General features: G+C 48.4%; 29 protein-coding genes, 1 tRNA gene and 1 rRNA gene. 23 read left to right on the top strand and 8 right to left on the bottom strand.

Features of this window, described 5'->3' with window-relative positions:
• The first annotated feature begins 8 nt into the window (after positions 1-8).
• Positions 9-84, top strand: a tRNA-Thr gene (locus tag ROR01S_RS07570).
• Between the two features lie 37 nt (positions 85-121).
• A 5S ribosomal RNA gene (gene rrf, locus ROR01S_RS07565) occupies positions 122-237 on the top strand.
• Positions 238-467: 230 nt separating this feature from the next.
• Here rrf and ROR01S_RS07560 read toward each other — a convergent pair.
• Positions 468-689 carry a lipoprotein gene (locus tag ROR01S_RS07560; protein WP_004868310.1) on the bottom strand — a complete coding sequence of 74 codons (222 nt, stop codon included), beginning with the start codon at positions 687-689 and terminating at the stop codon, positions 468-470.
• Between the two features lie 1,232 nt (positions 690-1,921).
• On the opposite strand from ROR01S_RS07560, the gene ROR01S_RS07550 reads away from it, so the two are divergent.
• The 13 genes from ROR01S_RS07550 to ROR01S_RS07500 all read left to right on the top strand — a co-directional run bounded on the left by ROR01S_RS07550 (position 1,922) and on the right by ROR01S_RS07500 (position 10,664).
• Positions 1,922-3,145 carry a tyrosine-type recombinase/integrase gene (locus ROR01S_RS07550; RefSeq protein WP_064359266.1) on the top strand — a complete coding sequence of 408 codons (1,224 nt, stop codon included), beginning with the start codon at positions 1,922-1,924 and terminating at the stop codon, positions 3,143-3,145.
• Positions 3,146-3,189: 44 nt separating this feature from the next.
• Positions 3,190-4,164 (top strand): DUF6387 family protein, encoded by a 975-nt coding sequence (locus ROR01S_RS07545; RefSeq protein WP_162268831.1) that lies wholly within the window; start codon positions 3,190-3,192, stop codon positions 4,162-4,164.
• A gap of 109 nt (positions 4,165-4,273) precedes the next feature.
• Complete coding sequence (locus ROR01S_RS25875) at positions 4,274-4,480, top strand: helix-turn-helix transcriptional regulator (protein WP_073972278.1); 207 nt, start codon at positions 4,274-4,276, stop codon at positions 4,478-4,480.
• Between the two features lie 290 nt (positions 4,481-4,770).
• Positions 4,771-5,445 carry an ORF6N domain-containing protein gene (locus ROR01S_RS07540; RefSeq protein WP_064359264.1) on the top strand — a complete coding sequence of 225 codons (675 nt, stop codon included), beginning with the start codon at positions 4,771-4,773 and terminating at the stop codon, positions 5,443-5,445.
• Positions 5,432-6,475, top strand: a complete 1,044-nt coding sequence (locus ROR01S_RS27755; protein ID WP_432280482.1) for a host cell division inhibitor Icd-like protein — start codon at positions 5,432-5,434, stop codon at positions 6,473-6,475. Before ROR01S_RS07540 ends, ROR01S_RS27755 begins: the two co-directional genes overlap by 14 nt.
• Positions 6,468-6,674, top strand: a complete 207-nt coding sequence (locus ROR01S_RS26985; RefSeq protein ID WP_073972277.1) for a hypothetical protein — start codon at positions 6,468-6,470, stop codon at positions 6,672-6,674. The genes ROR01S_RS27755 and ROR01S_RS26985 overlap by 8 nt, the downstream gene beginning before the upstream one ends.
• Entirely contained in the window at positions 6,667-6,867 is a 201-nt protein-coding gene (locus ROR01S_RS07525; protein WP_064359262.1) for a hypothetical protein, read from the top strand. Before ROR01S_RS26985 ends, ROR01S_RS07525 begins: the two co-directional genes overlap by 8 nt.
• Positions 6,860-7,138: a host cell division inhibitor Icd-like protein gene (locus ROR01S_RS07520; RefSeq protein ID WP_064359261.1), complete on the top strand. Its 279-nt coding sequence runs from the start codon at positions 6,860-6,862 to the stop codon at positions 7,136-7,138. The genes ROR01S_RS07525 and ROR01S_RS07520 overlap by 8 nt, the downstream gene beginning before the upstream one ends.
• A complete protein-coding gene (locus ROR01S_RS07515) occupies positions 7,131-7,328 on the top strand; it encodes a hypothetical protein (protein WP_064359260.1) in 198 nt (65 codons plus the stop codon). Before ROR01S_RS07520 ends, ROR01S_RS07515 begins: the two co-directional genes overlap by 8 nt.
• Positions 7,321-7,692, top strand: a complete 372-nt coding sequence (locus ROR01S_RS07510; RefSeq protein WP_064359259.1) for a hypothetical protein — start codon at positions 7,321-7,323, stop codon at positions 7,690-7,692. The genes ROR01S_RS07515 and ROR01S_RS07510 overlap by 8 nt, the downstream gene beginning before the upstream one ends.
• Positions 7,689-9,437 (top strand): DNA primase family protein, encoded by a 1,749-nt coding sequence (locus tag ROR01S_RS07505; RefSeq protein ID WP_064359258.1) that lies wholly within the window; start codon positions 7,689-7,691, stop codon positions 9,435-9,437. Before ROR01S_RS07510 ends, ROR01S_RS07505 begins: the two co-directional genes overlap by 4 nt.
• Before the next feature lie 315 nt (positions 9,438-9,752).
• Positions 9,753-9,923 (top strand): hypothetical protein, encoded by a 171-nt coding sequence (locus tag ROR01S_RS27330; protein WP_169802920.1) that lies wholly within the window; start codon positions 9,753-9,755, stop codon positions 9,921-9,923.
• 105 nt (positions 9,924-10,028) lie between these two features.
• Positions 10,029-10,664: a hypothetical protein gene (locus tag ROR01S_RS07500; protein ID WP_227710965.1), complete on the top strand. Its 636-nt coding sequence runs from the start codon at positions 10,029-10,031 to the stop codon at positions 10,662-10,664.
• 34 nt (positions 10,665-10,698) lie between these two features.
• Here the strand turns inward: ROR01S_RS07500 and ROR01S_RS07495 are convergent, their stop codons facing one another.
• Positions 10,699-11,508: a polysaccharide pyruvyl transferase family protein gene (locus ROR01S_RS07495; RefSeq protein ID WP_064359257.1), complete on the bottom strand. Its 810-nt coding sequence runs from the start codon at positions 11,506-11,508 to the stop codon at positions 10,699-10,701.
• A 98-nt stretch (positions 11,509-11,606) separates the two neighbouring features.
• Between ROR01S_RS07495 and ROR01S_RS07490 the strand changes: the two genes are divergently transcribed.
• From ROR01S_RS07490 to ROR01S_RS07465, 8 genes are all read left to right on the top strand, one after another.
• Entirely contained in the window at positions 11,607-13,829 is a 2,223-nt protein-coding gene (locus ROR01S_RS07490) for a glycosyltransferase (protein ID WP_064359256.1), read from the top strand.
• A 209-nt stretch (positions 13,830-14,038) separates the two neighbouring features.
• Positions 14,039-14,269 (top strand): IS1 family transposase, encoded by a 231-nt coding sequence (locus ROR01S_RS27470; protein ID WP_073972276.1) that lies wholly within the window; start codon positions 14,039-14,041, stop codon positions 14,267-14,269.
• Positions 14,270-14,531: 262 nt separating this feature from the next.
• Positions 14,532-14,708 carry a hypothetical protein gene (locus ROR01S_RS27325; protein WP_164846616.1) on the top strand — a complete coding sequence of 59 codons (177 nt, stop codon included), beginning with the start codon at positions 14,532-14,534 and terminating at the stop codon, positions 14,706-14,708.
• 26 nt (positions 14,709-14,734) lie between these two features.
• On the top strand, positions 14,735-15,511 hold the full coding sequence (locus tag ROR01S_RS07485) for a hypothetical protein (protein WP_227710964.1): 777 nt from the start codon (positions 14,735-14,737) through the stop codon (positions 15,509-15,511).
• 20 nt (positions 15,512-15,531) lie between these two features.
• Complete coding sequence (locus ROR01S_RS07480) at positions 15,532-16,014, top strand: hypothetical protein (RefSeq protein WP_064359255.1); 483 nt, start codon at positions 15,532-15,534, stop codon at positions 16,012-16,014.
• Positions 16,011-17,885, top strand: coding sequence for a hypothetical protein (locus tag ROR01S_RS07475; RefSeq protein ID WP_064359254.1), 1,875 nt, complete (start codon positions 16,011-16,013; stop codon positions 17,883-17,885). Before ROR01S_RS07480 ends, ROR01S_RS07475 begins: the two co-directional genes overlap by 4 nt.
• Before the next feature lie 308 nt (positions 17,886-18,193).
• Positions 18,194-18,778: a hypothetical protein gene (locus ROR01S_RS07470; RefSeq protein WP_064359253.1), complete on the top strand. Its 585-nt coding sequence runs from the start codon at positions 18,194-18,196 to the stop codon at positions 18,776-18,778.
• Between the two features lie 108 nt (positions 18,779-18,886).
• Positions 18,887-19,078, top strand: a complete 192-nt coding sequence (locus tag ROR01S_RS07465) for a hypothetical protein (protein ID WP_064359252.1) — start codon at positions 18,887-18,889, stop codon at positions 19,076-19,078.
• A gap of 122 nt (positions 19,079-19,200) precedes the next feature.
• On the opposite strand, the gene fis is transcribed toward ROR01S_RS07465, so the two are convergent.
• From fis to accC, 6 genes are all read right to left on the bottom strand, one after another.
• Positions 19,201-19,497 carry a DNA-binding transcriptional regulator Fis gene (gene fis, locus ROR01S_RS07460; RefSeq protein WP_000462905.1) on the bottom strand — a complete coding sequence of 99 codons (297 nt, stop codon included), beginning with the start codon at positions 19,495-19,497 and terminating at the stop codon, positions 19,201-19,203.
• Between the two features lie 25 nt (positions 19,498-19,522).
• A complete protein-coding gene (gene dusB / locus ROR01S_RS07455; RefSeq protein ID WP_004868308.1) occupies positions 19,523-20,488 on the bottom strand; it encodes a tRNA dihydrouridine synthase DusB in 966 nt (321 codons plus the stop codon).
• 359 nt (positions 20,489-20,847) lie between these two features.
• Complete coding sequence (prmA, locus tag ROR01S_RS07450; protein ID WP_004868307.1) at positions 20,848-21,729, bottom strand: 50S ribosomal protein L11 methyltransferase; 882 nt, start codon at positions 21,727-21,729, stop codon at positions 20,848-20,850.
• 11 nt (positions 21,730-21,740) lie between these two features.
• The gene (gene panF / locus ROR01S_RS07445; protein ID WP_015585636.1) at positions 21,741-23,192 is read right to left on the bottom strand and encodes a sodium/pantothenate symporter; all 1,452 of its coding nucleotides are present in this window, start codon (positions 23,190-23,192) and stop codon (positions 21,741-21,743) included.
• Positions 23,182-23,424: a YhdT family protein gene (locus tag ROR01S_RS07440; RefSeq protein ID WP_004868304.1), complete on the bottom strand. Its 243-nt coding sequence runs from the start codon at positions 23,422-23,424 to the stop codon at positions 23,182-23,184. Before ROR01S_RS07440 ends, panF begins: the two co-directional genes overlap by 11 nt.
• 108 nt (positions 23,425-23,532) lie before the next feature.
• A complete protein-coding gene (gene accC / locus ROR01S_RS07435) occupies positions 23,533-24,882 on the bottom strand; it encodes an acetyl-CoA carboxylase biotin carboxylase subunit (RefSeq protein WP_004868303.1) in 1,350 nt (449 codons plus the stop codon).
• Positions 24,883-24,891 lie beyond the last annotated feature (9 nt).

The following is a 24,891-nucleotide window of genomic DNA, read 5'->3' as shown; positions in this document are numbered from 1 at the left end:
TTTAGCGTGCTGATATGGCTCAGTTGGTAGAGCGCACCCTTGGTAAGGGTGAGGTCCCCAGTTCGACTCTGGGTATCAGCACCAGTTATTAGGTTAAAGTTTGGCACTTAGAAAGAATTTGCCTGGCGACGAGAGCGCGGTGGTCCCACCTGACCCCATGCCGAACTCAGAAGTGAAACGCCGTAGCGCCGATGGTAGTGTGGGGTCTCCCCATGTGAGAGTAGGGAATTGCCAGGCATCAAATAAAGCAAAAGGCTCAGTCGAAAGACTGGGCCTTTTTGCTTTTCTGATTTTCAGCACCGTGCGTACACCCTGTAAAGCAGCCGGATATCTCCCGGCCAGGCCCGTATGGTTGCCACAAATATTCTGATAAACGAACGATTATTAAACTAGAAAGGGCCCAGTCTTCGACTGGGCCCTTTGTTTTAGCTGCCGTTTATTGTGCAGCATACTGCTAAGATGAAAATTTAGCGGGTCAGGGCCACAATACCCAGCGTCAGGCCTGCAACGGCTGCAGCACCGCCTGCAATGGCGCCTGCTGTCTCCCAGTTATCCTGAGTGGTCCCTTTCATACAGGTATTAGTATGGACTAATCGCCCCTGAGAATCATAGACCGGTACGCAGGGAGAGTCATGGGCACAGCCGGCGAGCAGTGTCGTCAGCAGCGTCACTAAAATAAATTTTTTCATGGTAGGCCTCTGAATAATCCGTCGGGTTGTACCGGTGTCGATATATGACGGAATAGCCTATTTTACCATCGGTAATATCAAGGCCAGCGGCCGAAATAATATCAATTTATGTTCAGCGTAAATATCGTGGAGATCGCGATGGAATGATGAGGAAAATATGCAGAATAAAATAACGACAGAGAAGTGAGAGCCATATTATTCGTCGGCCGAGAATATAACAAATTGATTTTTAACATATCCATCTATTTGCCGCCTGGCGAAAAAAGTGTGAAGCGACCGCTGCGCGTGAACGGAGTGCTTACTTATGCTGGCGATATTTTCTACCCCGCTTGCTGGCCGTGACTTAACATCAGGGCCAAATGCCGCCCCCCTGGAATACAGCCACAGAAGCCACCACAACAGGATGCCAGAACCAACCTGAATCTCCTTTAACGGCAGGCCATCAGCGCGCTCCTGGTGCATCAGAGAGGGTTTTGTCGCAACCTGAGGAGCCAGTCTGTTCCAGGTGCATATCGCACCGGAGATGCGACGTGCCCTCAAGCCCGTTTGGTGGTATGCGTACTGGCGGGTCCGGATATTGATACCGGGACGTGGATTGTCGGCACGGTGTCAGTGCGCGATGAGTCGGGTTACCCGATCGATAAGCGCAAAGTTAAAACTGGTAGCCCTGGCGGGTTCAATAATGATCAGCAGGCAGGAACAGGACTCTCATTCTCCCGGCTGATATATTGAGTTGTGATAGCGCTTAATGCTCAACAGGCGAGAGATGTGCAGCGGCTTCTGCTTTCGCTTCATCGACTATTATGTTCGGGTATACGGTCTGGCAGATGTGATTTGATAAAACGGCTGCCCGGATTTGATATCACGCTCTTCGACAAAGTGGCATTGCAGAGTCAGGCTGCTGATCAGTGGTCTGCACTTCAGCGATGCGAAATACCGATGTCCGCCTGGCGGCCGGAGAAATTCAATACGTCAGATAATAAAAAGGCGCTTCCCCATGCCGAAGAGCGCCTTTTATAACAAGCAATTAACTGATTAGTATCAGTTCATGCCGTATTTTCAGAACCTATGTTTTTTATGGTTCACCCTCGTTTAAAGATGTTCATCTATCATACTGAAACAAAAGGATAATTAACCTTTCTTCGTTTGACTTTGTTCATTGCCGTTCATAGAGTAACATTGTGATGTGTAGTCAGTGGTGTAGTCAGTGCCAAAAATGAACTGAGGTTTTTATGGCTGGTGGTACGAACAAATTAAGCGATACATCCCTGCGTAAGATGATCGGGAGGGAAAGCCCCGGCGAAAGCTTCTATGCCGATGGTGACGGCCTGAGCATTAAAGTTTCCAAGGTTGGAATAATGACCTGGTATTTTATGTACCGTGTCGGTGGTCGCAGTACGGTACCGCAGCGCATCAAGCTGGGGAATTATCCAGACCTATCCATTAAAGCTGCCAGAGAGAAGCGCGAGCAATGCCGCGCATGGCTTGCCGAGGGAAAGAACCCCAAGTACCAGCTCATGATCACCACTCAGGAATCTTTAAAACCGGTAACTGTGAAAGAAGCGCTCGATTACTGGATCAGAGAGTATGCGACCCACAAGCGGGCCAACGTCCAAAAGCACATTGATCAGCTAAATAAACATATTTACCCGTACATTGGAGATTATCCGCTCTCAATGTGTGAAACCCGCCACTGGCTGGAGTGTTTCAGCCGTGTGAGAGCTGATGCTCCTGTGGCTGCTGGCTATCTCCTGCAGATGTGTAAACAGGCGCTGAAATTCTGCCGGGTGCATAGATACGCGACGAGCAATGCGCTCAATGACCTGACTACTGATGATGTTGGAAAAAAGCAGGAGAAGCGCGACAGGGAGCACTCCAGACAGGAGTTATCCGACATATGGCGGGAGAGTACCGGGTTGAAGTTTAAGCCTTACTACGCTGCGCTGCTGCATCTGCTGGTGGCATTTGGATGCCGAACTCAGGAACTACGTTTGTCCAGGCCCTCAGAATGGGATTTGAAGGACTGGATATGGACTGTGCCAAAGGAGCACAGCAAAGGTGGCAATAAAATATTACGGCCAATTCCCGATGCTATGCGCTTGTTTGTCAAAGACCTGATAGAGCAAAACAGGGACACGGGTTTGTTGCTGGGCTGTATCAAGAAACCTGAAGCCGTGAGCCAGTGGGGCCGGGGGATCTATAAGCGTCTGGACCATTCAGAGCCGTGGACGCTTCACGACCTACGTAGGACGTTCTCCACCACACTGAACAACATGGGGATCGCGCCTCATGTCGTAGAGCAACTTCTGGGGCATACGCTGGGAGGTGTTATGGCCGTTTATAACCGTAGTCAGTATTTACCTGAGAAACTGGATGCACTGAATAAATGGATGGAGCGACTGGAGGTTATCTCCGCCGAACATCCCAATGTAACTATTCTGAAGGTGGCAAAATGAGTATATTTAAACATGGGAGTAAAACTTTATCTTTTCAGGAGGTCGTGAAAAATATTGGTTTTGATATTAATAAATATAATTCATTTGAGATGATGAGTGATTTTGATTTGTTGACTCAGATTACTGGAAGAAATGAGTTTTCATATATGGTAAAAATCCTCACAGATGAAGACCGGATGGAGTTTTATCAGTACGCTCTTACAGAGCATTATATAGAAAACGATACGTGCGCACCTCATAGTGATTTTGATAACGAAAGTTTAATACCTTTTATCGTTGGGAAATACAAAAATTCACTTGATGATATTTTAGAACGTTATATCGACTGTTTTTCTAGTCCTGTTGTTGATGTTAATGGTTTTAAGTCCTTAGCATCAATAAAAAGGAAGGATGTTTACAGTGGCTTTGTACCAAATATGATGTCATTCAGTGATATAGCCAAGCCTCTAAGCAGGTTTTCATTGGAAAGGTTGGTTTTTAATAACCCCGAAATTGGTGAAGGGATTGGGCGTCCTTTAATGCTAACCAACGACGAGATAGAGCAGTTAGATGAAAATGACAATGAGAAGTTATTTAATATCTCTAATGAAAGTATCAGCCTGATCGTTCCGGATGAAATGCGGATGCCAAACAATGCTGAGGAATTTTCACATACTCTGCACTTATCGATAGATATAGCAAAAAATGATAATGATATTCTGGATGGTTTAGCTAAGTTGTTACCTATCTGGAGGAAAGAGTTAAAAATAAGTGAACCTGAGAAAAAGAGAACTTGGGGGTATATTAGAGATAGGATTATTAGCTACAGGATTATCCCTCTAATCGATTTGTTAGAGTTCTCAAAGCTATACACAAAAATAACAAAAAAAAGAGTATCAAGAAAAACCATTGCATTCTTAACTTACCCTCATGGTGAGCAAGATCAGTTCGGATTGGCTCAGACTGTTTTGCCCTTTTTAGATAAAATAAGAAAGGAAAGTTCTAAATTTTTTGTTGAGTATAAAATAAATAAAGAATGATTTTTCCTGCCTATCTTTTGATAGGAAAAAAAATGCACTTTGCTAGCTGAATTGCCTGTGCCCCTATTACAGAATGCTCCCGAACAATAACGAACGGGAGTATTCTTTTATGAACCAACTTGCACAACCAAGCCAGAGTGAACGCATAATCAGAGAAAAGGAATGCCGAAGCCTGACAGGGATTTGCCGCACCACGCGTTACATGATGGAAAAAGATGGTAAGTTTCCATCCCGCCGTAAGCTTGGTGGTCGTGCCGTGGGCTGGCTTTTGTCAGAGGTATCCGCTTGGCAGCAAAGCCGCAGTAAAGCGGCATAAAGGGCGGGATATGGCACAAAAATACGCAACTCTTATCCGAATCCCCATTCAGAAAGCCAAAACTCTCGCATCAGCATGGGCACCAGAGAGGAGTGTAATTCCTGTTGCTGTACCTAACGTCAATAACCCATATAGCCGTAAATCGGCCTAACAGAAAACCAATGCAACCACACGCAACTTCGTCTGATCAGCGAAAAGAGAATTTGTTGCGTGGCGTTGCGTTAGAAATATTGCAGCATACCTAACGCTGTCGCGGCGGCTCTGAATAAGAATTTTTTGGAGCGATAGAAATGACTCAGAAAAAATTAACTGCCTTAACTGGCAGCGGCCAAACTCACACTGAAGCCAGCATTCAGGTTAAACAGTTCCCTGCTGTCGAATTTCACGGCCAGCGTGTTGTGACGTTCGCCATGATCGACGAGGCCCACCGGCGACCGAGAGACACAGCAAAAAAGGCTTTTCAGCGTAATCGTGCCCGCTTCGTCGATGGCGACGATTTTTTTATTGTCGGCGCGTCTGAGGTCGAATGGGACGTCACTGATCATTTAGCCAGGGGCATTAAACGCCCCGGCAAAAAAATGAACAGTCCGATACGTGGCCGCGTAACGCTGATTACCGAATCAGGTTATCTGCTGCTGACAAAGCCGTTTAACGATGATTTGGCCTGGCAGGTTCAGCGCCAGCTCGTAAAAGCCTATTTCCGTTGTCCGGAGGTCGTCGCTTTCCAGCACGTCGAACTGCCGTCGCTCAAAGAACTGGCAGCTATGCCGGTTATTGATGCGCAAAACACCGTAACCCGTGCAGACAAGCATTCTAAGCGACTTCATGGCTCACAGGGCAGTAACGGGATGAACCTGCGCAAGAAGGAACTCAAAGCCCTGCGTCCGGCGGAACGGCTGGTGGATGCTATGGGACAGATTGGCTTCGATGGATACGAGTGGGAGGTACAGCATGATCGCGGATAAAACAAAGGCAGCTTTGCAGAGCTGCCTTTGTCACTACCAAATATTCAAGCAAAAGCAGCATATCAAGGTTAATGCTGGTGGTCAAAGAATGAGCCAGCGCAATTCTGCGCCCGCTGATTTTACTCAGCTTTTATGGCAAAGCCCAAAAGTGAGCTTTGCGTATAACTCATTGATTCCCGCGTTCTTCCTCACTTTGGGGAAAAAGGGTGGAATTTCGAATCCTACCGTCTGGTTGGATACCAAAGCCCGAATTCGGGCCCTGGTTTACTCCGGCTCTGATTTAGCCTTTTTGCGCTGCCGGCGCTTGATCTCGCCTTTTGCAGCCGTAATCAGAAATCCGGCCGTACTTTCACCTTCCTCTTTCAGTTTCTCTATCTCTTCCAAATCATCGAGAGGAAGTCTTACTGAGAGCTGTAAGGAGCGATTGTTCTTCCTACCTGTTGCCATTACTGAAACCTCTTACATTGGGTGGTGTTCAGTATACACACGAAAATTGATAATAAAACACTTGAAGTGGTGTTCACTAGGTTATACATTGGTGGTGTTCACCTTATCCACAGCTAAAGCACAGGTAAGGCACAAAACAGCGAAGCCCAGAGGTGCGCTAACACCTTCCGGGCTTCTGACCAAACCGTTAGTTGAGGTAACAGTTATGGCTGGATCACAGCATACCCAAACTCACCCTAAATTTCAGTACTTCTTCGATGCCCTGAAGCGCAATGACATGGCTGCTGGTGTCGCCCGTATTTCAGTTGAGGCAGATTCACTGGTGGAAGCCCGCCAGAAAATCAAAAAAGACTACGTGGCCGCGTTCACTCGGGGCCGCAAATCAGCACAACCATCCCGGTTGAAATTTACATGGCGTTTTCTCTCTATTTCTGAGCGTTTTCCTGACGCAAAACCGTTGGTGATTTACGTCAACGCATCCAGCGAACAGGAAGCCCGTGACACTATGCCGGGGGTAAACCTCATTTTCGCTGCCCGTCTTCCATTTCATGCTTTTCAGGTGATGGGGGTCAATCATGCGTAAATCAACAAAAATGCTTGTCGTTCATTTATCTCTACCTGCCCCTCAAAACTTCACAGGCAAAGTGCTTGTGAATGTCGAAAAAGGCACAGCTATTGGCGGATTTCCGTTGAGACCAGATGAGTTTGTTGGTTCCGTCGATAGCTTTATTGAATGTTGCCGCCTGGTAGGTTTCCAGATTGTGGAGGTGCGTCATGAGTGATTTACCCGTCCGACAGTTTGCTGACAAAGCATATCAGGCAGAAATCATTCTTGCCCTGATGCAGGCAAGGCAGGTTGAAAAAATGGAATCCAGTGAAGTGGCCGCGATGATAAATCTACTCAAAGATCTGGTTGGCAGTGTAGGCGGTTTTCTTGGTGAAGAAGCATTTCGCGAGGAGGAGGAAAATGCATAACCCTCAACCTAAAAGCTTTACCTGGTTATTTCTGGCTACTTACGCTGATGCGAAAGCACTCCCTGTCGTTCTGCGCACTCAGGCGGATACCGAAGATGAAGCCCGTTCACAGCTGACTGGTGATTATTCTCTGACATTCGCGGCAAAAATCCGTTCCGATTGTCCTCTCACCTGTCATTGGGTGGATCGGGATAGTTCTGTTTTGTGGTCTGTCATGGGCTGCAATGCTGACGCTTCCTTTCAGCAAATGAAGGGGGTCGGCAATGTCTAAGCTCGAAATATTGACTCTGAAAAAGGCGAAATCGCGAACTTTACAGCTTTCAACGCTGCTTATGGTGATTTCAGAGAACGCGGTGCAGGAGCACGAAAGACAGCATCTGGTCGAGCTTGCATACGATATTTCGTGTGAACTTGCTTCCTTCATGCTTGAACAAGAATTGCCGGAGGTAGGACATGCATAACCCGGCTGAGTTAAACGAATCGCTAGAACGGCGTGTGGACCTGCTGACTGAAAAGGTGCTGGTTCTTGAGCAGCAGCTCAAGTCACTAACTGACAGCCAGGGGGGAGAAATCCCCCCGGGTATGGTGCCGGTGTCTACACTGGCCGCTGAGTTCGGTATTTCCACCAAAAAGGCGGAAGAGCTGGTGAAAAACACAGGCGTGATGATGGTGAAGTTAAAAGCTGGTGGATTTGTCGTGCCAGAAGAGAAATTCAGGGAGGTGGCCAGACAGGTGTTACGTAGCGCTAAACGTAAATACGGATCGGCGTACTGGTATCACCCGTTGTTAGGCAAATTCCAGATGAGCGGAGGGATCCCAAAGTGACAGATACCGTAATTAAACCAGAAGAAATTTCCGACGCGCTCTTTTCCTGCGTGTATTCATGGGTCAATGGTCATGCCATCGACAAAAAAGGGGCGGATGCTGCTGTAGCCCGTCACCGTGACAGTACTTCTCCTTATGGTGTACTGGCGCGTCGTCTGTGTGAGTTTGTTGCCGGTAGTGGCCCAACGTATGAAGAATTGTGTGATTTGGGCCTGATATTGATCGATGCTGGCAGGCAGAAAGAAAACCGCATCGCTCTGGTGGCGGGGATTATCGGCGATGAGGTTAAACAGCTTCTTTGTGATGTAGAGCGGATTAACCGGATATTCCCGCAACCGAAGCCGGAGAAAAAGAAGCGCATCACTGATGCGGCCACGTCCTCACTTAACCAGATGGGCCCAAGTCAGCGCGGTGAGGTGCTTCTTGATCACTATGGTGGATTGCTGGCGCTTCACCAGGAATCGGACACGGTACACCACTATAACGGGGTGATATGGACGCCGGTCAGCGATAAGGCGCTTGCCCGCCAGATGGCGGCAATATTTATTGAGGCTGATGCGCCATATTCTATGACGGCCATGAAGAATGCGGTCGATACGATGAAGTTAAGCCTGCCTCCGATGAGAGCCACAGAGCGTAACCTTATTGGCTTCTCTAATGGCGTTTTTGATACCCGGAAGGGGGAATTTCGTGCCCACCAGAGAGAGGATTGGTTGCTGGTTGCCAGTGAGGTGGAATTCGGGCAGGTGACAGAGGGGGAGAGACTTGAAGCCCATGCGCCTAACTTCTGGCGCTGGCTGCAGCATGCCACCGCAAGAAACGACAGAAAAGCCTCACGACTGCTTGCCGCGCTCTATATGGTGATGGCTAACCGCTACGACTGGCAGTTGTTTCTTGAGGTAACGGGGCCCGCCGGCAGTGGTAAAAGCGTTATGGCTGAAATCTGTACCATGCTGGCAGGTAAGGGCAATACGCAGTCGGCCAGCATGTCAGCGCTGGAGAATCCCAAGGAGCGTGAATTGCTTGTGGGGTATTCGCTTATCGTCATGCCGGATATGACGCGCTATGTAGGCGATGGCGCAGGGCTGAAAGCGATAACCGGCGGGGATAAGGTATCAATCAACCCGAAGTACAGACAGCCTTACTCGATGCGTATACCGGCTGTCATTCTGGCGGTTAACAATGATGCCATGCGGTTCAGTGATATTGGTGGCGGGATATCAAGACGGCGGGTGATTTTTAATTTTTCAGACGTGGTCAGTGAGGATCAGCGTGATCCGATGCTGGTGGAAAAAATCGAGTCGGAACTACCTGTGATTATCCGCCATCTGTTAACCCGTTTCGTGAAACAGGACGAAGTGAAACAGCTTTTGCGTGAACAGCAACGTTCTGATGAGGCGATGGAGGTTAAACGGGGTACAGACCCGATCATAGACCTGTGCGCAGCGTTGTTTTTTATGGACGAGGCCAAGGGGCTGATGATGGGCGGCGGTCATTATTCTGCGCTGGAGCCGAGGAAATACCTTTATCACCTCTATCTGGCCTTTGCTGAATATCACGGCATTAGGCCGCTGGCGGTCACGAATTTTGGCAAGGCGATAACAGCGGCAGCGCGGGAATATGGTCAGGAATATCTCACCAGAACGATCAAGGGGAGGCGTCAGACCAATGTCGGTATAAGTGAGCTGGCGGATGAATTTATGCCCAGGGCATACGGCTCTGAACCGCCAAAAGACGAAGAATAGAATTTTTAAAATGCATTACTATCTACCCAATGGTTGAAAAAGGGTTATTAAGTAATATAAAACAGTAAGTTAAGTTGGGTAGATAGCATGGGAATTACTATCTACCTACTATCTACCTGCTATCTACCTTATCTACCCGATGGGTAGAGAGAAAACCCCTCTGGGTAGACAGAGGGTAGGCAGTAAATTAATGCTATCTACCCGCCTGAAACCCGCGCCAGTACTGGCCTGAAGACAATCAGGTAGACAGGGTAGATAGGAAAACGCAAAACTTTTATTTTTTATATCTCACAAAGAGCAAACTGAGGTGAAAAAATGCTGGAAGCCGGAATGGTTGAGAAGAAATCAGTAGGTAGCACGGCCCTTTGGATGCGTGAGGCTGTGGAGGCAATAGATAAACAGTTTGGCAGTGGCTATGCCAGGGAACACCCTGAGCTGGTGGCTGGGTTCATGCAGGCACCAGCCATCGATCAGGAGGTAAGCTGATGTGTATTTCGCTAGCTAATTGAGATGCGCAGTTTTAAACGGAATGCTTCTGGCGACAGAGACGTGCCGTATTGTATAATCATTCAATTACCCATTTGGAAAACAATGATGAATAAATTACAGCGTTTCGAAAGTCTTGGCGATAATTGTGAGTTTGCTTTTTTTCTAAGAGAGTCAGGTTATGATGAAGGAAGCTTATTTCGCTGGACATTAATAAAAAATTATCATGCTCTTTTGAATTTAATAGAATCTGATTTTGCAGATTTTTATATTTATGAAAACTTGTTGCCTTCCTGGCAGGATATGGTGCTTGACCAAAAACATGATATTTGTTTTCATACTGAAATGTATAGCGACAATATAAATGATTTCTGGTACTGGCGTTACTCTGAGCAAGAAAATAATCTTATTTATAAAAAAGAAATGGACAAGATTAAGTATTTAACTGACAAGTTCAGGAAAAGCCTTGCTGATGAAAATAAAATTTTTGTCGTAAAAAGTAATGGCAATAATATTGATGATGTTGTATTGGCGCTTTCAAAAGAGTTTAAGAAACATGGTAACAGTAAAATACTGTACGTGAAAAGTTATGCGGATAGTCCAAAGGTCGGTGAAATAACTAAAGTCACTGATAACTTTTTTACTGCGGTAATCGATAGATTTGCAGACTATAGTCGTGCTAATGAGTACTCGCGTGAAGGTTGGCAGGCAATAATTAATAATGCTGTAGCTGTTATGTGATTTTCAGGCAGCGTATTATTATACGCTGCATTTTTCAACTTGTCGTAATAAAGCATGTTTTTGGATAATGATTTAAAAGTGAAAAATTATAAACGGATTCATTTTTGTAGTATGAGTTAGGATAAAAGTTTACTTCTTTGCCAAGCAGAGATGCTAAAATTGCCACATGCAGTCTGTCGGTGTTGACAATTTTATACTCTTCAAGAAAGTTTATCATGCAACGGGTAGAGTTGCGCGCCAGAAATTCATTATCCCAATAGTCGCCGTTCCAAGTGAGCGAAATGTCATGATTGTTTTCTTTATAGTCTCCAGTTAGCGATTCGGAGTCCGTTCTGAAGCAATTGACTTGTTTTTTATAGACAGGTTTAAGTGACAGGTACTTACTAAGATCGAGATAAAATGCCATGTCATCAGTAATGAATACGTTCTTGTTTTTTTCGTAGTTGAGAGATTTAATATAATCGAAAGTGGTATTTTCTCGGCAAAAAACAATTAACTTATCAATGTTGTTGGTGAATAAATCGCTATACCCTCTGATTGTCGACGGCATGATTATTACTTTATGAAATTTGTTAATATTATTCTGGATAAAATCACGACCTTCAGAATACAATCCTTCTATCAGGTTTCCTCCGCCGCCAAAAATTAAAATATCAGTATCAGAGTTGTAGCGCTCGTCATCTCTGTAAGGGATGTGGGTAAGAGCATTTCGTTCGAAAAAGTCATACGTCGCAGATGCAATCACGCCATCACCAGCATTACCAGGGTTTGCCTTATAGACAAATCGATGTGATGGGTGATAGGATTTTAGAAATAAATCAAATTTTAACTCTGCATTGGCCATTTTTTATCCTGTTTAACAGACGCTACCGATTGCTATCTTATACTATTTCAACTCACTCATTATTATAGAAAAGTCTAGGTTACTAAGGAAAGATTACAATGAAGAAAGTTCTTATAATGACGCCGGACATTGAGGGGCCTGTCCGTAACGGCGGCATTGGTACTGCTTTCACTGCCCTTGCCACTACTTTGGCAAAAAAAGGGTATGATGTCGATGTATTGTATACATGTGGTGACTATTCGGAATCATCTGTATCAAAATTTAGCGACTGGTCACGTATTTATAGTACCTTTGGTATCAATCTGCTAAGCACCGGGCTGGTAAAAGAGATTAATATTGATGCGCCTTATTTTAGAAGGAAAAGCTATTCAATTTTGCTGTGGTTGAAAGAAAATAATATCTATGACACTGTTATTTCTTGTGAATGGCAGGCAGATCTCTATTACACTTTATTAAGTAAAAAGAATGGTACTGATTTTGAAAGCACGAAGTTCATTGTAAATACTCACAGCTCAACGTTATGGGCTGATGAAGGTAATTACCAGCTCCCATATGATCAGAATCATCTTGAACTCTATTATATGGAGAAAATGGTGGTTGAGATGGCAGATGAAGTTGTTAGTCCGTCTCAGTATTTAATTGACTGGATGTTAAGTAAGCACTGGAATGTTCCTGAAGAACGCCATGTAATTTTAAATTGTGAGCCATTTCAAGGGTTTGAAACGAGAAGCGATGTTATAGTTAAAACAAATGAAAAACCAATTTCTGGCGTTGAGCTTGTATTTTTCGGCCGGCTTGAAACCCGTAAAGGGCTTGATATATTCCTCCGCGCATTAAGAAAACTATCTGACGAAGATAAAGAGACCATCTCTGGTGTAACCTTCCTCGGAAAAAATGTCACTATGGGGAAAACTGATTCATTTACCTATATTATGAATCAGACTAAAAATTTGGGGCTCGCAGTTAATATCATCAGCGATTATGATCGTACCAATGCTAACGAATACATAAAAAGAAAAAATGTATTAGTCATCATCCCATCGCTTGTAGAAAACTCACCCTTTACCGTTTATGAATGCTTGATTAATAACGTTAATTTTCTCGCCTCAAACGTTGGCGGAATTCCAGAACTTATTCCGCAGGAACATCATTCGGAGGTTTTGTTTACTCCTACACCTGTCGATTTATATGGTAAAATTCACTATCGCTTAAAAAATATAAATATCAAACCAGGGCTTGTTGAATCACAAGGAAATATCAAAGAAGCCTGGTTTTCCGCAGTTGAACGAAAAAACAACTGCGTATTCAAGAAAATCGATGAAGCTAACAGCCCGTTAGTTAGCGTGTGTATCACTCACTTCGAACGTCACCATTTGCTCCAGCAAGCACTCGCCTCAATAAAATCTCAGACGTACCAAAATATTGAGGTCATCCTGGTCGATGATGGAAGCACGACAGAAGAGTCTCATCGTTATTTGAATCTCATCGAGAATGACTTTAACTCACGAGGCTGGAAAATCGTCCGTAGTTCTAATAACTATCTGGGCGCTGCAAGGAATTTGGCTGCGCGACACGCCTCCGGCGAATATCTGATGTTTATGGATGATGATAATGTTGCTAAGCCTTTTGAGGTGGAAACGTTTGTTACGGTAGCATTAAACTCCGGGGCCGACGTGTTAACCACTCCAAGCGATCTTATTTTTGGTGAGGAGTTTCCTTCTCCGTTCCGTAAAATGACGCACTGCTGGCTTCCGTTAGGACCTGATTTAAATATCGCTAGCTTTAGCAACTGCTTTGGTGATGCTAATGCGCTGATCAGAAAAGAAGTTTTCGAAAAAGTGGGCGGATTTACTGAGGATTACGGTTTAGGTCATGAAGACTGGGAGTTTTTTGCCAAAGTATCGTTACAGGGATATAAATTGCAAGTCGTCCCGGAACCTCTATTTTGGTATAGAGTTGCAAACTCCGGTATGTTGTTAAGTGGAAATAAGAGCAAAAACAACTACCGTAGTTTTCGTCCATTTATGGACGAGAATGTTAAATATAACTATGCAATGGGCTTGGTGCCTTCCTACCTCGAAAAAATTCATGAGCTTGAGAGCGAAGTGAGTCGGTTGCGCAGCATTAATGGCGGTCATTCTGTCAGTAATGAGTTACAACTTTTAAATAATAAGGTTGATGGTCTTATTTCTCAGCAGAGAGATGGTTGGGCCCATGACCGCTTTAATGCTCTGTATGAAGCAATTCATGTCCAGGGCGCAAAACGAGGCACCAGTCTGGTTCGCCGGGTAGCCCGAAAAGTGAAGTTAATGTTAAAATAAAATAATCCGCGGAGTCCGAAAGGGCTCCGCGAAAATAATGTTAACTTTCAGCGAATTTTAATTATTCATGAGTAATAAGTACCCCCTGATATCAGAATATTTTTATCCCGCCATTCATTTTGGATCGCCAACAAACAGAATGTTTACTCTGGCGGCAACGCCTCTAATTATTTGAATTGATATATAATGCTTTCTTTTGAGCTTTTCTCATGGCCAGCGTTATTGTTCGTTCTCCCCGTTGTCAGTCTGCTCAGGTTTATGGTCACGGGCAGAATCCTAAAGGCCGTGACCGGTTCCGCTGTCGTGAACTGCTGGCTCTGTTCACTGCATTTATTATCGGCATCATAACAAGCGATGGCTGGGGAAGTTATGCCAGGGAAGTGCTGAAGGATAAGGGTAATACCCCGACTCCCGCCATCAATACTAGACCTCTTTCATAACTGTGCAAATTCGCACAGATTCCTTTTCCCGTTCAGCAATCAGTGGTTTGGCAGTATCAGTGCGTAGCCGCTGAGCTGGCGCTTTACCGGCACCGAAACCTCCTTCCTCACCTCCATTAACAAGCGCATTCATTATGCCGTTATGAACTTTGCACTCCCTTTTAATTAAAATATTTTATCTTGACGATTTACTATACTGATCGTAAGTTAAACCCATATAAATGAAGTCTGTATGTTTAACCAGCGTTAGGAGGTCAAAAAAATGGCAGTAACCAGCAAAAAGCCGATTCTTGTCGATCTGCCTATTCTCGAAGGGTTGCAGCGCCTCCGGGAAGATGAATGCCGACGTTCTACCGTAGGTGCAGCCCCAAGCATTCAGGAACTAGCGCGTCACCTTTTGCGTCAGGGCATCAACCGGCATGAGTCGGGCAAGAAGTAACGCTACCGCCTGTAAAGGAGAAACCAATGCCGTTAATGAAATTACCCACATGGGCGCGAACAGCGTTCGGTACGAAAGGTAAGAAAAAACAGCCCCAACTATCTGAGGAAAAACCATCCATGTTCGATTTCTCGCATCTGTCAGGCAAAACCAAAACGAAAGGCGAGTCCGATAACGGTAATGAGCCAGCGAAACAGGATAGTGACGATATTCAGGTATACCGCCCCAACCAACACAGCCGCGGTCACAATGTCGCTGTGTCTAATGAGGCTAAGAACAACCCGGTTCTGGCCGTTCGTTTGCTGAAAGAAACAAAGCTATCTTCGAAGAAAATAAAGCTGCAACTGGCCTCATCGCCGAGGGCGCTTTCCGTTTTCACCCAGAAATTTATGGAAGAGAACGATCCAACCTGGGAATTTCAGGACGATGAAGAGAAAGCCCGAACAGCGCTGACGTTTTCGACACAGAACCGTGACGCAAATGGTTACGGTGCTGCTCAGATTAGCGCTATCAAGGCATTGAAAAAAATGGAAGAGCCTCTGACAAAGGATGAGGCTGAGGCGATAGCTGCCAGGGTAACTAAAGTATTAAACGGTCAAGACCCTATGTCCTCTGAAAATGTGAATGCCCGCCGTAAAGCTGATAAAGAGTACCAGGAGGAAGTCGCGCAGGCTGCTGCACGTCGCAACGACCGTATCCGTGCAACGGGCGTGAGCTTGCCGGGAGATACCCGTCGCGTTAATGGCAAGATTGAAGGGCCGGCACGTGAAGCTGAGCACCTTAAATCACAGATTCCTCTCTGAGAGGTGCGGTGGTGAGCGTTATGAACTTTCAGCACCTCAATCAGCCGCAGCACGATGCGCAGGTATATGGCTTTTCCGGGCGCCGTATGCAGCGTATGCACCGGCTTCAGCAGTCTGTTGAAGAGGAGCAACCCTCTGAATGTCGCCACTCCGATGCGCACCTGATCGCGGTGAGCAGGGAGGCCAAACAAAACCCGATACAGGCACTTCATCTTATCGCTGAAGGGATACCACACCAGCGGGCCATCGGCAGACTACAGGGCAGTGTTCGACAGCTTAGCCTTTTTACCCGGCGAGTCATGGAGAATGCTTATCCTGGCTGGGAACTCCTTGATGCCGAAGACCAGAACATGGCGGCATTCCAGCACAGCATGATTAACGGTGACACTAATGGCTATCGTGCTGGTTTTAATGCTGCTCTGTCGGCGCTGGAGAAGTTTGTAGAGCCCATTACGTTTGATGACATCGCCAATAGCGTTAATTCGCTGGTGGAGGAAGCATGAGTAATTCATTCGATTTTGAGCTGGTGGCCGGCGATCATGTCAGCGAGGTGATTGCGCGCATCGATGAGGCCGTTCGTGATCTCGAACCGCAACTGGAGAAGACCCGCAAGGGCCTGCAATTGGGTGGTCAGGAAACGCTCGACGGGCTGAACGGATACAATTCCAGACTGGATATTATGGCCAGCACGGCCCGTGATAACGTTCAGTTTATCGGTGACATGATCCCTCCATTAAAAATAGTGGGGGAGATGTCGTCTAAAATTGCCGGAATGGGGCTGGCGGGTGGAGTCGTTGGGGCCGTCGGTGGCGTGGCTTACGCAACAGGCAAGCTTGCAGAGAGTTACAAGGAGGCAGCTCGGGGCGCTTATGACCTTGACACCCATGCGAAAAACACCGCGATGAGCGTTCAGGATTTTTCCCGCCTTTCCGGTGCCCTTCAGCTTGTGGGGGCCGATAGCGAAAGCGCTGCTTCTTCAATTGAGGGAATCTTTAGATCACTCAACGAGGCGAATAGTGCGGGGAATGCTGGTGTTATGTCTGCTATGGCACAGATAGGCGCGCAAATTGAGAAAAATAAAGATGGTTCGGTTAATGCGCTAAAGACGCTTGAATCCATCGCGAAGATTTTTCCCAAGCTTCGCCCTGATCAGCAGAAGTCGTTTGCTAATGCCATGGGGCTAACTCCTGAAATGTTGACACTGTTGCGTGAAGGCTCGAAGTATGCCGGTCTGCTGGCCAAAGCGGACAAAGTGGGCCTGACAGTAGACCCTGCACTTAACCAGCAACTGACCAACTTTGATGTTGCGGTTAAGGAAGCGAGTGCCTCATGGGATGGGTTCAAATCGAAGGTTGAGCGTAAAATTTATGCCTCTCTCGATAATAACGGCCTGACTGATATGGTTAACGGCTTCACGGATATGCTGGCGAATAATTTCGACAACATTTCCATGAGCCGCTTCGCCGGACAAAACAAAGGCGATGATTCGGAACTGATGCGCAGGGCTCTTGCAGACCCCGAATTTCAGAAACGCCTCAACGGGAATGAAAAAAACCAACTGACTGCTGGCGTGATGACCGATGAGACAAGGAAGAAGTATCACCAGTATTTTTATAATCAGGACCGATACCGGCAACTGAATGATGATGTTAACGCTATCACACGACCTGCACCTGCACGAGGCCTGATTCCCTATAACCCGTCCGGTAAAAACACACCGGGATTTCGAAATCATAATCCTGGAAACCTGAAAGCCGCATCTAACTCAACCGGTAAGAGCGGTGAATTTTCAACATTCGCCAGTGATGCTGATGGCCTGTCAGCGATGGCGCGCCAACTGATGCTTTATGGCGATCGAGGAAACAACACGCCAAGAGGCTTTATTCATACATATGCCCCACGCTCTGAAAACAATACGCGTGCATATATCGACGATGTGACCTCCAGAACTGGATATGGCGCAGAGCAGCGGCTCGACCTTCATAACCCAGAAGTCCTTAAGGCATTGATGGCCTCAATGATTCAGCATGAACAGGGTTCGCAGCCCTATACGGAAGAACAGCTAAAAAGCGCGATACAGTCAGCCATTATGGATGATCGGTGGTCTGGACTAAGAAGCCCGGAAAGGTTGACGCAGCAGCGTCGGGATGTCATCTCTGGTGCCGGAGGTGGAGGAAGATCACCCTCCATACTGGCACCGGCGGACGGAGACAGTGACATTAACGCCATGACCGACAATATAACCCGCTCTCTGAAAGACGCTTTCACAGAACAACCGATCAAGCTGGAGATCGTTATGACTAACGATAAAGGCGAGCGAAAAACTTACAACGTTGAGAATAACGGGAGAATTATTACGCCCATGAACTATTGAGGCGACCTTCACCGTTGCCTTACAAAAATGGGTCCTTCCTGAGACTTTTGTAAGGCACGGGCATTGCGCGCCGCAGTGTTTTTGTAGCTGCAGGTTTTGAATTTGATTCACACTTGCGCACTTTCACACTTGTCACTTTTTGTTATGGGTTTGTTAATCGTGAGCGGTGGCAATGGATCGCGGGAAGTTTCGGTAATTTTTGATTCACAGTTTGATTTACACATTCAGTCTAAAAAGTGTGAACCTTTCACACTTGTGTGCACAGTCGGTGTGCAAGGGTTCACACTTCGTCAGCGAGGTAGGTTGTTATGTTAATGTCAGTAAGCCAGTACGCCGAGCACAGCGGCATGAGTCGCCGGTCATTTTACAACTGGGAAAGCAAGCAGGGATTCCCGGCGCGGGTTGACGGGAAGATTGACCAGGAGGCCTGTGACGCCTATCTGGCACGTTACCGTGACATCCATGACCCACGCGCTCAGAACGCGAAAAGCAAAGCGGTGGTATCCGGTGTCCGCACTGTTGCGGGTAGCGCTCTGGTAGAGATGAGTGTTGCAGAGATCAAGCGCATCCTGGCATCTGGTGCCGACAAGGTGGCAGGGATGGATCCGGACGAACGCGCTCAAGTGGCTGCAAAGGCCGTGGAGCTGTTTGTAAGCGAAGGCCCCTATAACCCGCCAGTGACATTTGGCAGCTACCGGCTGTCGATTGTTGAAACGCCAGATGATGAAATCGGGCAGATCATCGCTGGCGGCGCGTTCGGCCTGTCTGCTTATGATGTGGTTTACGAGTGCCGGGATTACACCCTGACCCTCATGAGCGATGAAACCGAAGAGACAGCCATGCGGAGGGTTATTCCTTCGCTACTGTATGCCCTGGCCGACGATACCGACTAAAGCAAAGTGTGCCAGCGGGCTCCTGTTATTCCAGCCCTTCGGGGCTGGCTTTTTATATCGTTGCTCAGGGCATAGCCGGTGGGGCCTGTAGGGCAGGAGGATATCACTATGTTAAAACAGAAGAAGATCGAGGCGGTAATTGAAGCGCTGGCCCACCTGCAGGGACATGAGTTGAACTCTGCCGATATGCTGGAGTTACGGTGCAGTGTGGCAGCAACACTCGCAGCAAAAGAACGGCACCGCCAGCGGATGAATACAGGCTCATTTGAGTGGCAAAAACCTAGCGAACCACGTCGATAACGCTCGTTATCGTATATTGTAGTTCATCCTTCCGTGTAGTCAGTGGTGTAGTTAGTTCAATAAAAAAGGCGCTTCCCCATGCCGAAGAGCGCCTTTTATATCAAGCAATTAACTGACTAGTATCAGTTCATGCCGTATTTTTTCAGTTTCTTACGCAGAGTACCGCGGTTGATGCCCATCATCAGGGCCGCACGGGTCTGGTTACCACGGGTGTATTGCATCACCATGTCCAACAGGGGCTGTTCAACTTCAGCCAGTACTAGCTCATACAGGTCATTCACGTCCTGACCATTCAGTTGAGCAAAATAGTTCTTCAGTGCCTGTTTAACCGAGTCACGCAGGGGTTTTTGAGTTACCTGATCCTGAGAGTTAACGGTAGAAACGGTCAGTACGTCAGAATTTACGCGTTGTTCGAACATAGTTCTGTCAGCTCTTTATTTCTGTTTACGCAAAATTTTCGAAGTATGCCTCCAACGCCTCCAGCTGATCGCTGGCATCCTCTATGGCGTTGAATGTGCGCCGAAACTGGTCATTTGGGGCGTGCTCCTGTAGATACCAGGAGACGTGTTTACGTGCAATTCGGTACCCTTTTGCCTGGCCATAAAAGTCATGCAATTCCCGAACATGCGCGCAAAGCAAACGCTTAACCTCTGCCAATGGCAGCGGGGGCAGCAGCTCCCCAGTGTCCAGATAATGCTGGATTTCCCGAAAGATCCAGGGTCTTCCCTGAGCTGCGCGGCCTATCATAAGGGCATCAGCCCCCGTATAGTCGAGCACAGCTCTGGCTTTAAGCGGGTCAGTAATGTCACCATTCGCGATAATCGGAATGGAAACTTTCTGCTTAACTGCCCGAATACTGTCGTATTCAGCGTCTCCGTTAAACAAACAGGCGCGGGTGCGTCCGTGAATAGTCAGAGCCTGAATGCCACACTCTTCAGCCAGTTGGGCAATTTCTACACAGTTACGGTGTTCCGGCTCCCAACCGGTGCGAATCTTGAGTGTCACGGGAACGTCCACTGCCTTGACGACCGCCGTCAGGATTAACTTCACCTGATCGGGATACTGCAAGAGGGCTGAACCTGCGAGCTTGCGATTCACCTTTTTCGCCGGGCACCCCATATTAATATCAATAATCTGGGCACCGCTTTCCACGTTAATACGGGCGGCTGCGGCCATCTCTTCCGGTACGCTACCGGCGATTTGCACGGTACGAATACCGGGCTCATCCACGTGCACCATCCGTAAACGGGATTTGTCGCTCTCCCAAACCTGCGGGTTGGAGGACATCATCTCGGAAACGGTTAAACCTGCTCCCATCTCGTAGCACAGCGTCCTGAATGGTCTGTCAGTAATGCCAGCCATAGGCGCTGCGATCAGGCGATTTCTGAGCTGATAGTGTCCGATGCGCATGAGTTAAGAAATGACCATACTGTGACTGCAAGGCGGCGTATATTACGCATTTTTTGCACGAGATGAAAGGCCAAACTTTGAGCAATCCTCTGTCACAGATCAATGAATCCCACATCGGGAGAAAAGAGATGGATAAATTATCCTATTAATCATCATCTTAATCGATGGTGGATAATTTGTGTCCATTTATAAAATCGCAAAACTTCTCGATTTTTCTTAGAAAAATGGGACTGTTAACGGCATAAAACGCTGTTTTTGTAGTCAAAAAAGCGCATCGTAATGCGATCTGGCTCCCATTTCTTGACGTCATTCAGCGGTTACTGGAAACAAAAAAGCGGCCCGCAGGCCGCTTTCCAGAGTTACTTTCTGCGGCCGGTGATCCGGCACCACTCTTCTTTCTCCACCACCGGGTCGAGGGCAAAGCGTTCGGTATAGGCTTCGCAGACGCTTTCCGCCTGGCTGGCGAGAATACCAGAAAGGCCCAGCAAACCGCCTGAAACGGGCAGCACGCTGATTAACGGGGCCAGCTCACGTAATGGCCCTGCCAGGATGTTGGCGACCACCACATCGGCGCTGAGCGCTTCTGGCTGGTCCTGCGGTAAATAGAGCTCCAGACGATCGGAGACACCGTTACGCTCGGCGTTATCACGGCTGGCCTGAATTGCCTGTGGGTCGATATCAATACCGATCGCTTTTGCGGCACCCAGCTTCAGCGCCGCAATCGCCAGAATGCCCGAACCACAGCCAAAATCGATAATCGTTTTGCCCGTCAGATCCAGTCCGTCCAGCCATTGCAGGCAGAGCGAGGTGGTCGGGTGCGTGCCGGTACCAAACGCCAGGCCCGGGTCGAGCATCACGTTGACCGCGTTTGCATCCGGTACTTCACGCCAGCTTGGGCAAATCCACAGCCGCTCGCCGAAACGCATTGGGTGGAAATTATCCATCCATTCACGTTCCCAGTCTTTATCTTCCAGCTGCTCGATTTTATGTGTGAAACCGGCGCCCAGCAGCGGATGCTGCTCGAGGATAGCCACCACGTCATGCATATCGCTTTCAGCGTCGAACAGGCCGATAACGTCGGTGTCTCCCCACAGGCGAGTTTCACCCGGCAGCGGCTCGAATACCGGCGTATCGTGTGTATCCTGGAAGGTGATGGAGACCGCACCGGCCTCCATTAGCGCGTCGCTGAGGTCTTCAGCATGTGCGCCGGTGGTATTCAGTTTCAGTTGGATCCATGGCATAGCAAAACTCTTTATTTGTCAGTAGTCATAACAGGGGCGGGTGGAACGGGCTGACCAAAACGGTTGCCCACCACAAAAGCCAGCAAACTTAGCAGTAGCGAGGGCACGATAGGATGAAAGCCCAGGTACTGAATTTTCAGGGTGGCGAGCACGGCATACAGCACGCCGCCGACGATCATCGCGCTCAGGGCTCCTGCCGCGTTGGCACGCTCCCAGTACAGGCCCAGAACCAGTGGCCACAGGAAGACCGCTTCCAGCCCGCCAAACGCGAGCAGGTTCAGCCAGATGATCATCTCAGGCGGACGCCATGCGGCCAGCAACAGCAGCGCGCCGAGGATCAGCGTGATCATCGCCGACATCCGCTTCAGGCGTTTCTCGTTATTCAGCTGTTCCGGGTGCAGGTTCAGGTATAAATCCTTAATGATCGTAGCGGAACTCTGCAATAACTGCGCGTTGATCGTCGACATGATCGCCGCCATTGGCGCGGCAAGGAAGATCCCGGCGGCAAACGGCGGCAGTACTTTCACCATCAACGTAGGGATGACCAGATCCGGGATGGTCAGATCCGGGATCACCGCGCGACCCAGCGCACCGGCGAGATGCATGCCAAACATCAGGATAGCGACCACGATGGTGCCGAGAATAATCCCGCGGTGCACCGCCTTGCTGTCTTTATAGGAGATACAGCGCACTGCCGTGTGCGGCAGGCCGATAACACCAAAGCAGACCAGAACCCAGAAAGAGGTCATAAACGTCGGTGACAGAATATCGTCCGCTCCCTGGGGAGACACCAGCTTTGGATCGATATGTTCCAGGGTCTGCACTGCCATGCTCAGACCACCCGCAGCATGAACGATACCGACGAGCAGTACGATGGTGCCTATCAGCATCACCAGACCCTGCATCGCATCATTCAATACGCTGGCACGGAAGCCGCCGAAAGCGGTGTAGAGCGCGATACTGATACCGAAAATCAGCAAACCGGTTTCGTAAGGAATGCCTGCGGCGGTTTCCAGCAGCCGTGCGCCGCCGATAAACTGCACGGTCATCGCACCGATAAACGCAACCAGCAGACTGAGGCTCGCCAGCCATACCAGCAGACGGCTCTGATAGCGGGCGAACAGCATATCGTTGAGCGTTACCGCGTTATACCGGCGGGCCAGAATAGCGAATTTTTTCCCCAGTACCCCGAGCGACAGCCACACGGCAGGCAGCTGGATCATCGCCAGCAGCACCCATCCGAGCCCGTATTTATATGCCGCGCCCGGGCCGCCAATGAACGAACTGGCGCTGATATAGGTGGCCGTCAGGGTCATGGCCAACACGAAGCCGCCCATCGAACGGCTGCCGAGAAAATACTCGTTGAGGAATGCCCCGGTCGAACGCTTGCGCATCGCATAAATCGACAGGCCAAACACCACCAGCAGGTAGGCAATAAGCGGCAGGATCACTTCAGGCTGCATCATCATCCTCCAGCGGAATATCGCGGTAGATAAACTTCACCATCGCCCAGCACAGCAGAATGAAAATCAGGGGGATCAGCAGACAAGCCATTTCAAACCAGCGCGGCAGGCCGGTAAAGCCCTGCTGAGAACCTGGAATGTAAGCACTTGCTAACCATGCTGCAAGATAGAGGAGGGTAAGCCACAACGCCCAGCGGGCTTCTTTGTGGGCCTGAACAAAACGCGCGTCCATAAGGCTCCCGGGGTCAATTTAAAGCGGGGATTGTACCTTAAGGGGCTGGCAAGAGGAGAGAAAAAGAAAAAAGGCCGGATAATCCGGCCTTTTGCTGCGAATACAGGATTATTTTTCCTGTAAGCCGAGTTTTTTCTCCAGATAGTGGATGTTGGTTCCACCATGCTGGAAATGCTCGTCATTCATAATGCGAATCTGCAGATCGACGTTGGTTTTGATGCCGTCGATGATCAGCTCCTGCAGCGCATTTTTCATGCGTGAAATCGCGACATCACGGTTTTCACCGTAACAAATCAGCTTACCAATCATTGAGTCATAGTACGGAGGTACGGTGTAGCCTGCGTAGATATGAGACTCCCAACGTACGCCGAAACCGCCTGGCGCGTGGAAGCGGGTAATTTTACCCGGGCTCGGCAGGAAGGTGTTCGGGTCTTCGGCGTTGATACGGCATTCCACCGCATGGCCACGAACCTGGACTTCTTCTTGCTTGATGGACAGCGGCTGGCCAGCCGCGATACGCAGCTGTTCTTTGATCAGGTCAACGCCGGTAATCATTTCGGTGACCGGATGTTCAACCTGAATACGGGTGTTCATTTCAATGAAGTAGAACTCACCGTTTTCAAACAGGAACTCAAAGGTGCCTGCGCCGCGATAGCCGATGTCGACACACGCTTTAGAGCAGCGTTCGCCGATGTAGCGACGCAGTTCCGGGGTAATGCCCGGCGCCGGCGCTTCTTCGACCACTTTCTGGTGACGACGCTGCATGGAGCAGTCGCGTTCCGCCAGATAGATAGCGTTGCCCTGGCCGTCAGCCAGTACCTGGATCTCGATGTGACGCGGATTTTCCAGGTATTTTTCCATATATACCATGTCGTTGCTGAATGCAGCTTTTGCTTCAGCTTTGGTCATGGAGATGGACTGGGCCAGTTCAGCATCGCTGCGTACAACGCGCATACCGCGTCCGCCGCCGCCGCCGGAGGCTTTGATGATAACCGGATAGCCGATGCGTTTTGCATGAGCGCGGTTCGCATCCATATCGTCGCCCAGCGGGCCGTCAGACCCCGGAACGGTCGGTACGCCCGCTTTCTTCATCGCGGTGATCGCAGACACTTTATCGCCCATCAGACGAATGGTGTCGGCTTTCGGGCCGATGAAGATGAAGCCTGAACGTTCAACCTGCTCAGCAAAGTTGGCGTTTTCGGACAGGAAGCCATAACCCGGATGGATGGCCACCGCGCCGGTAATTTCCGCTGCGCTGATGATTGCCGGGATATTCAGATAGCTTTTTACGGACGGAGCCGGGCCAATACAGACCGTCTCATCCGCTAACAGTACGTGTTTTAGATCGCGATCCGCAGTGGAGTGCACAGCGACGGTCTTGATGCCCAGTTCTTTACAGGCACGCAGGATACGCAGTGCAATCTCGCCTCGGTTAGCGATAACAATTTTATCCAGCATGTTCGCCTC

The sequence above is a fragment of the Klebsiella ornithinolytica NBRC 105727 = ATCC 31898 genome (assembly GCF_001598295.1).
Lineage (GTDB): Bacteria > Pseudomonadota > Gammaproteobacteria > Enterobacterales > Enterobacteriaceae > Klebsiella > Klebsiella ornithinolytica.
This window is presented reverse-complemented; position numbering and strand designations above follow the sequence as displayed.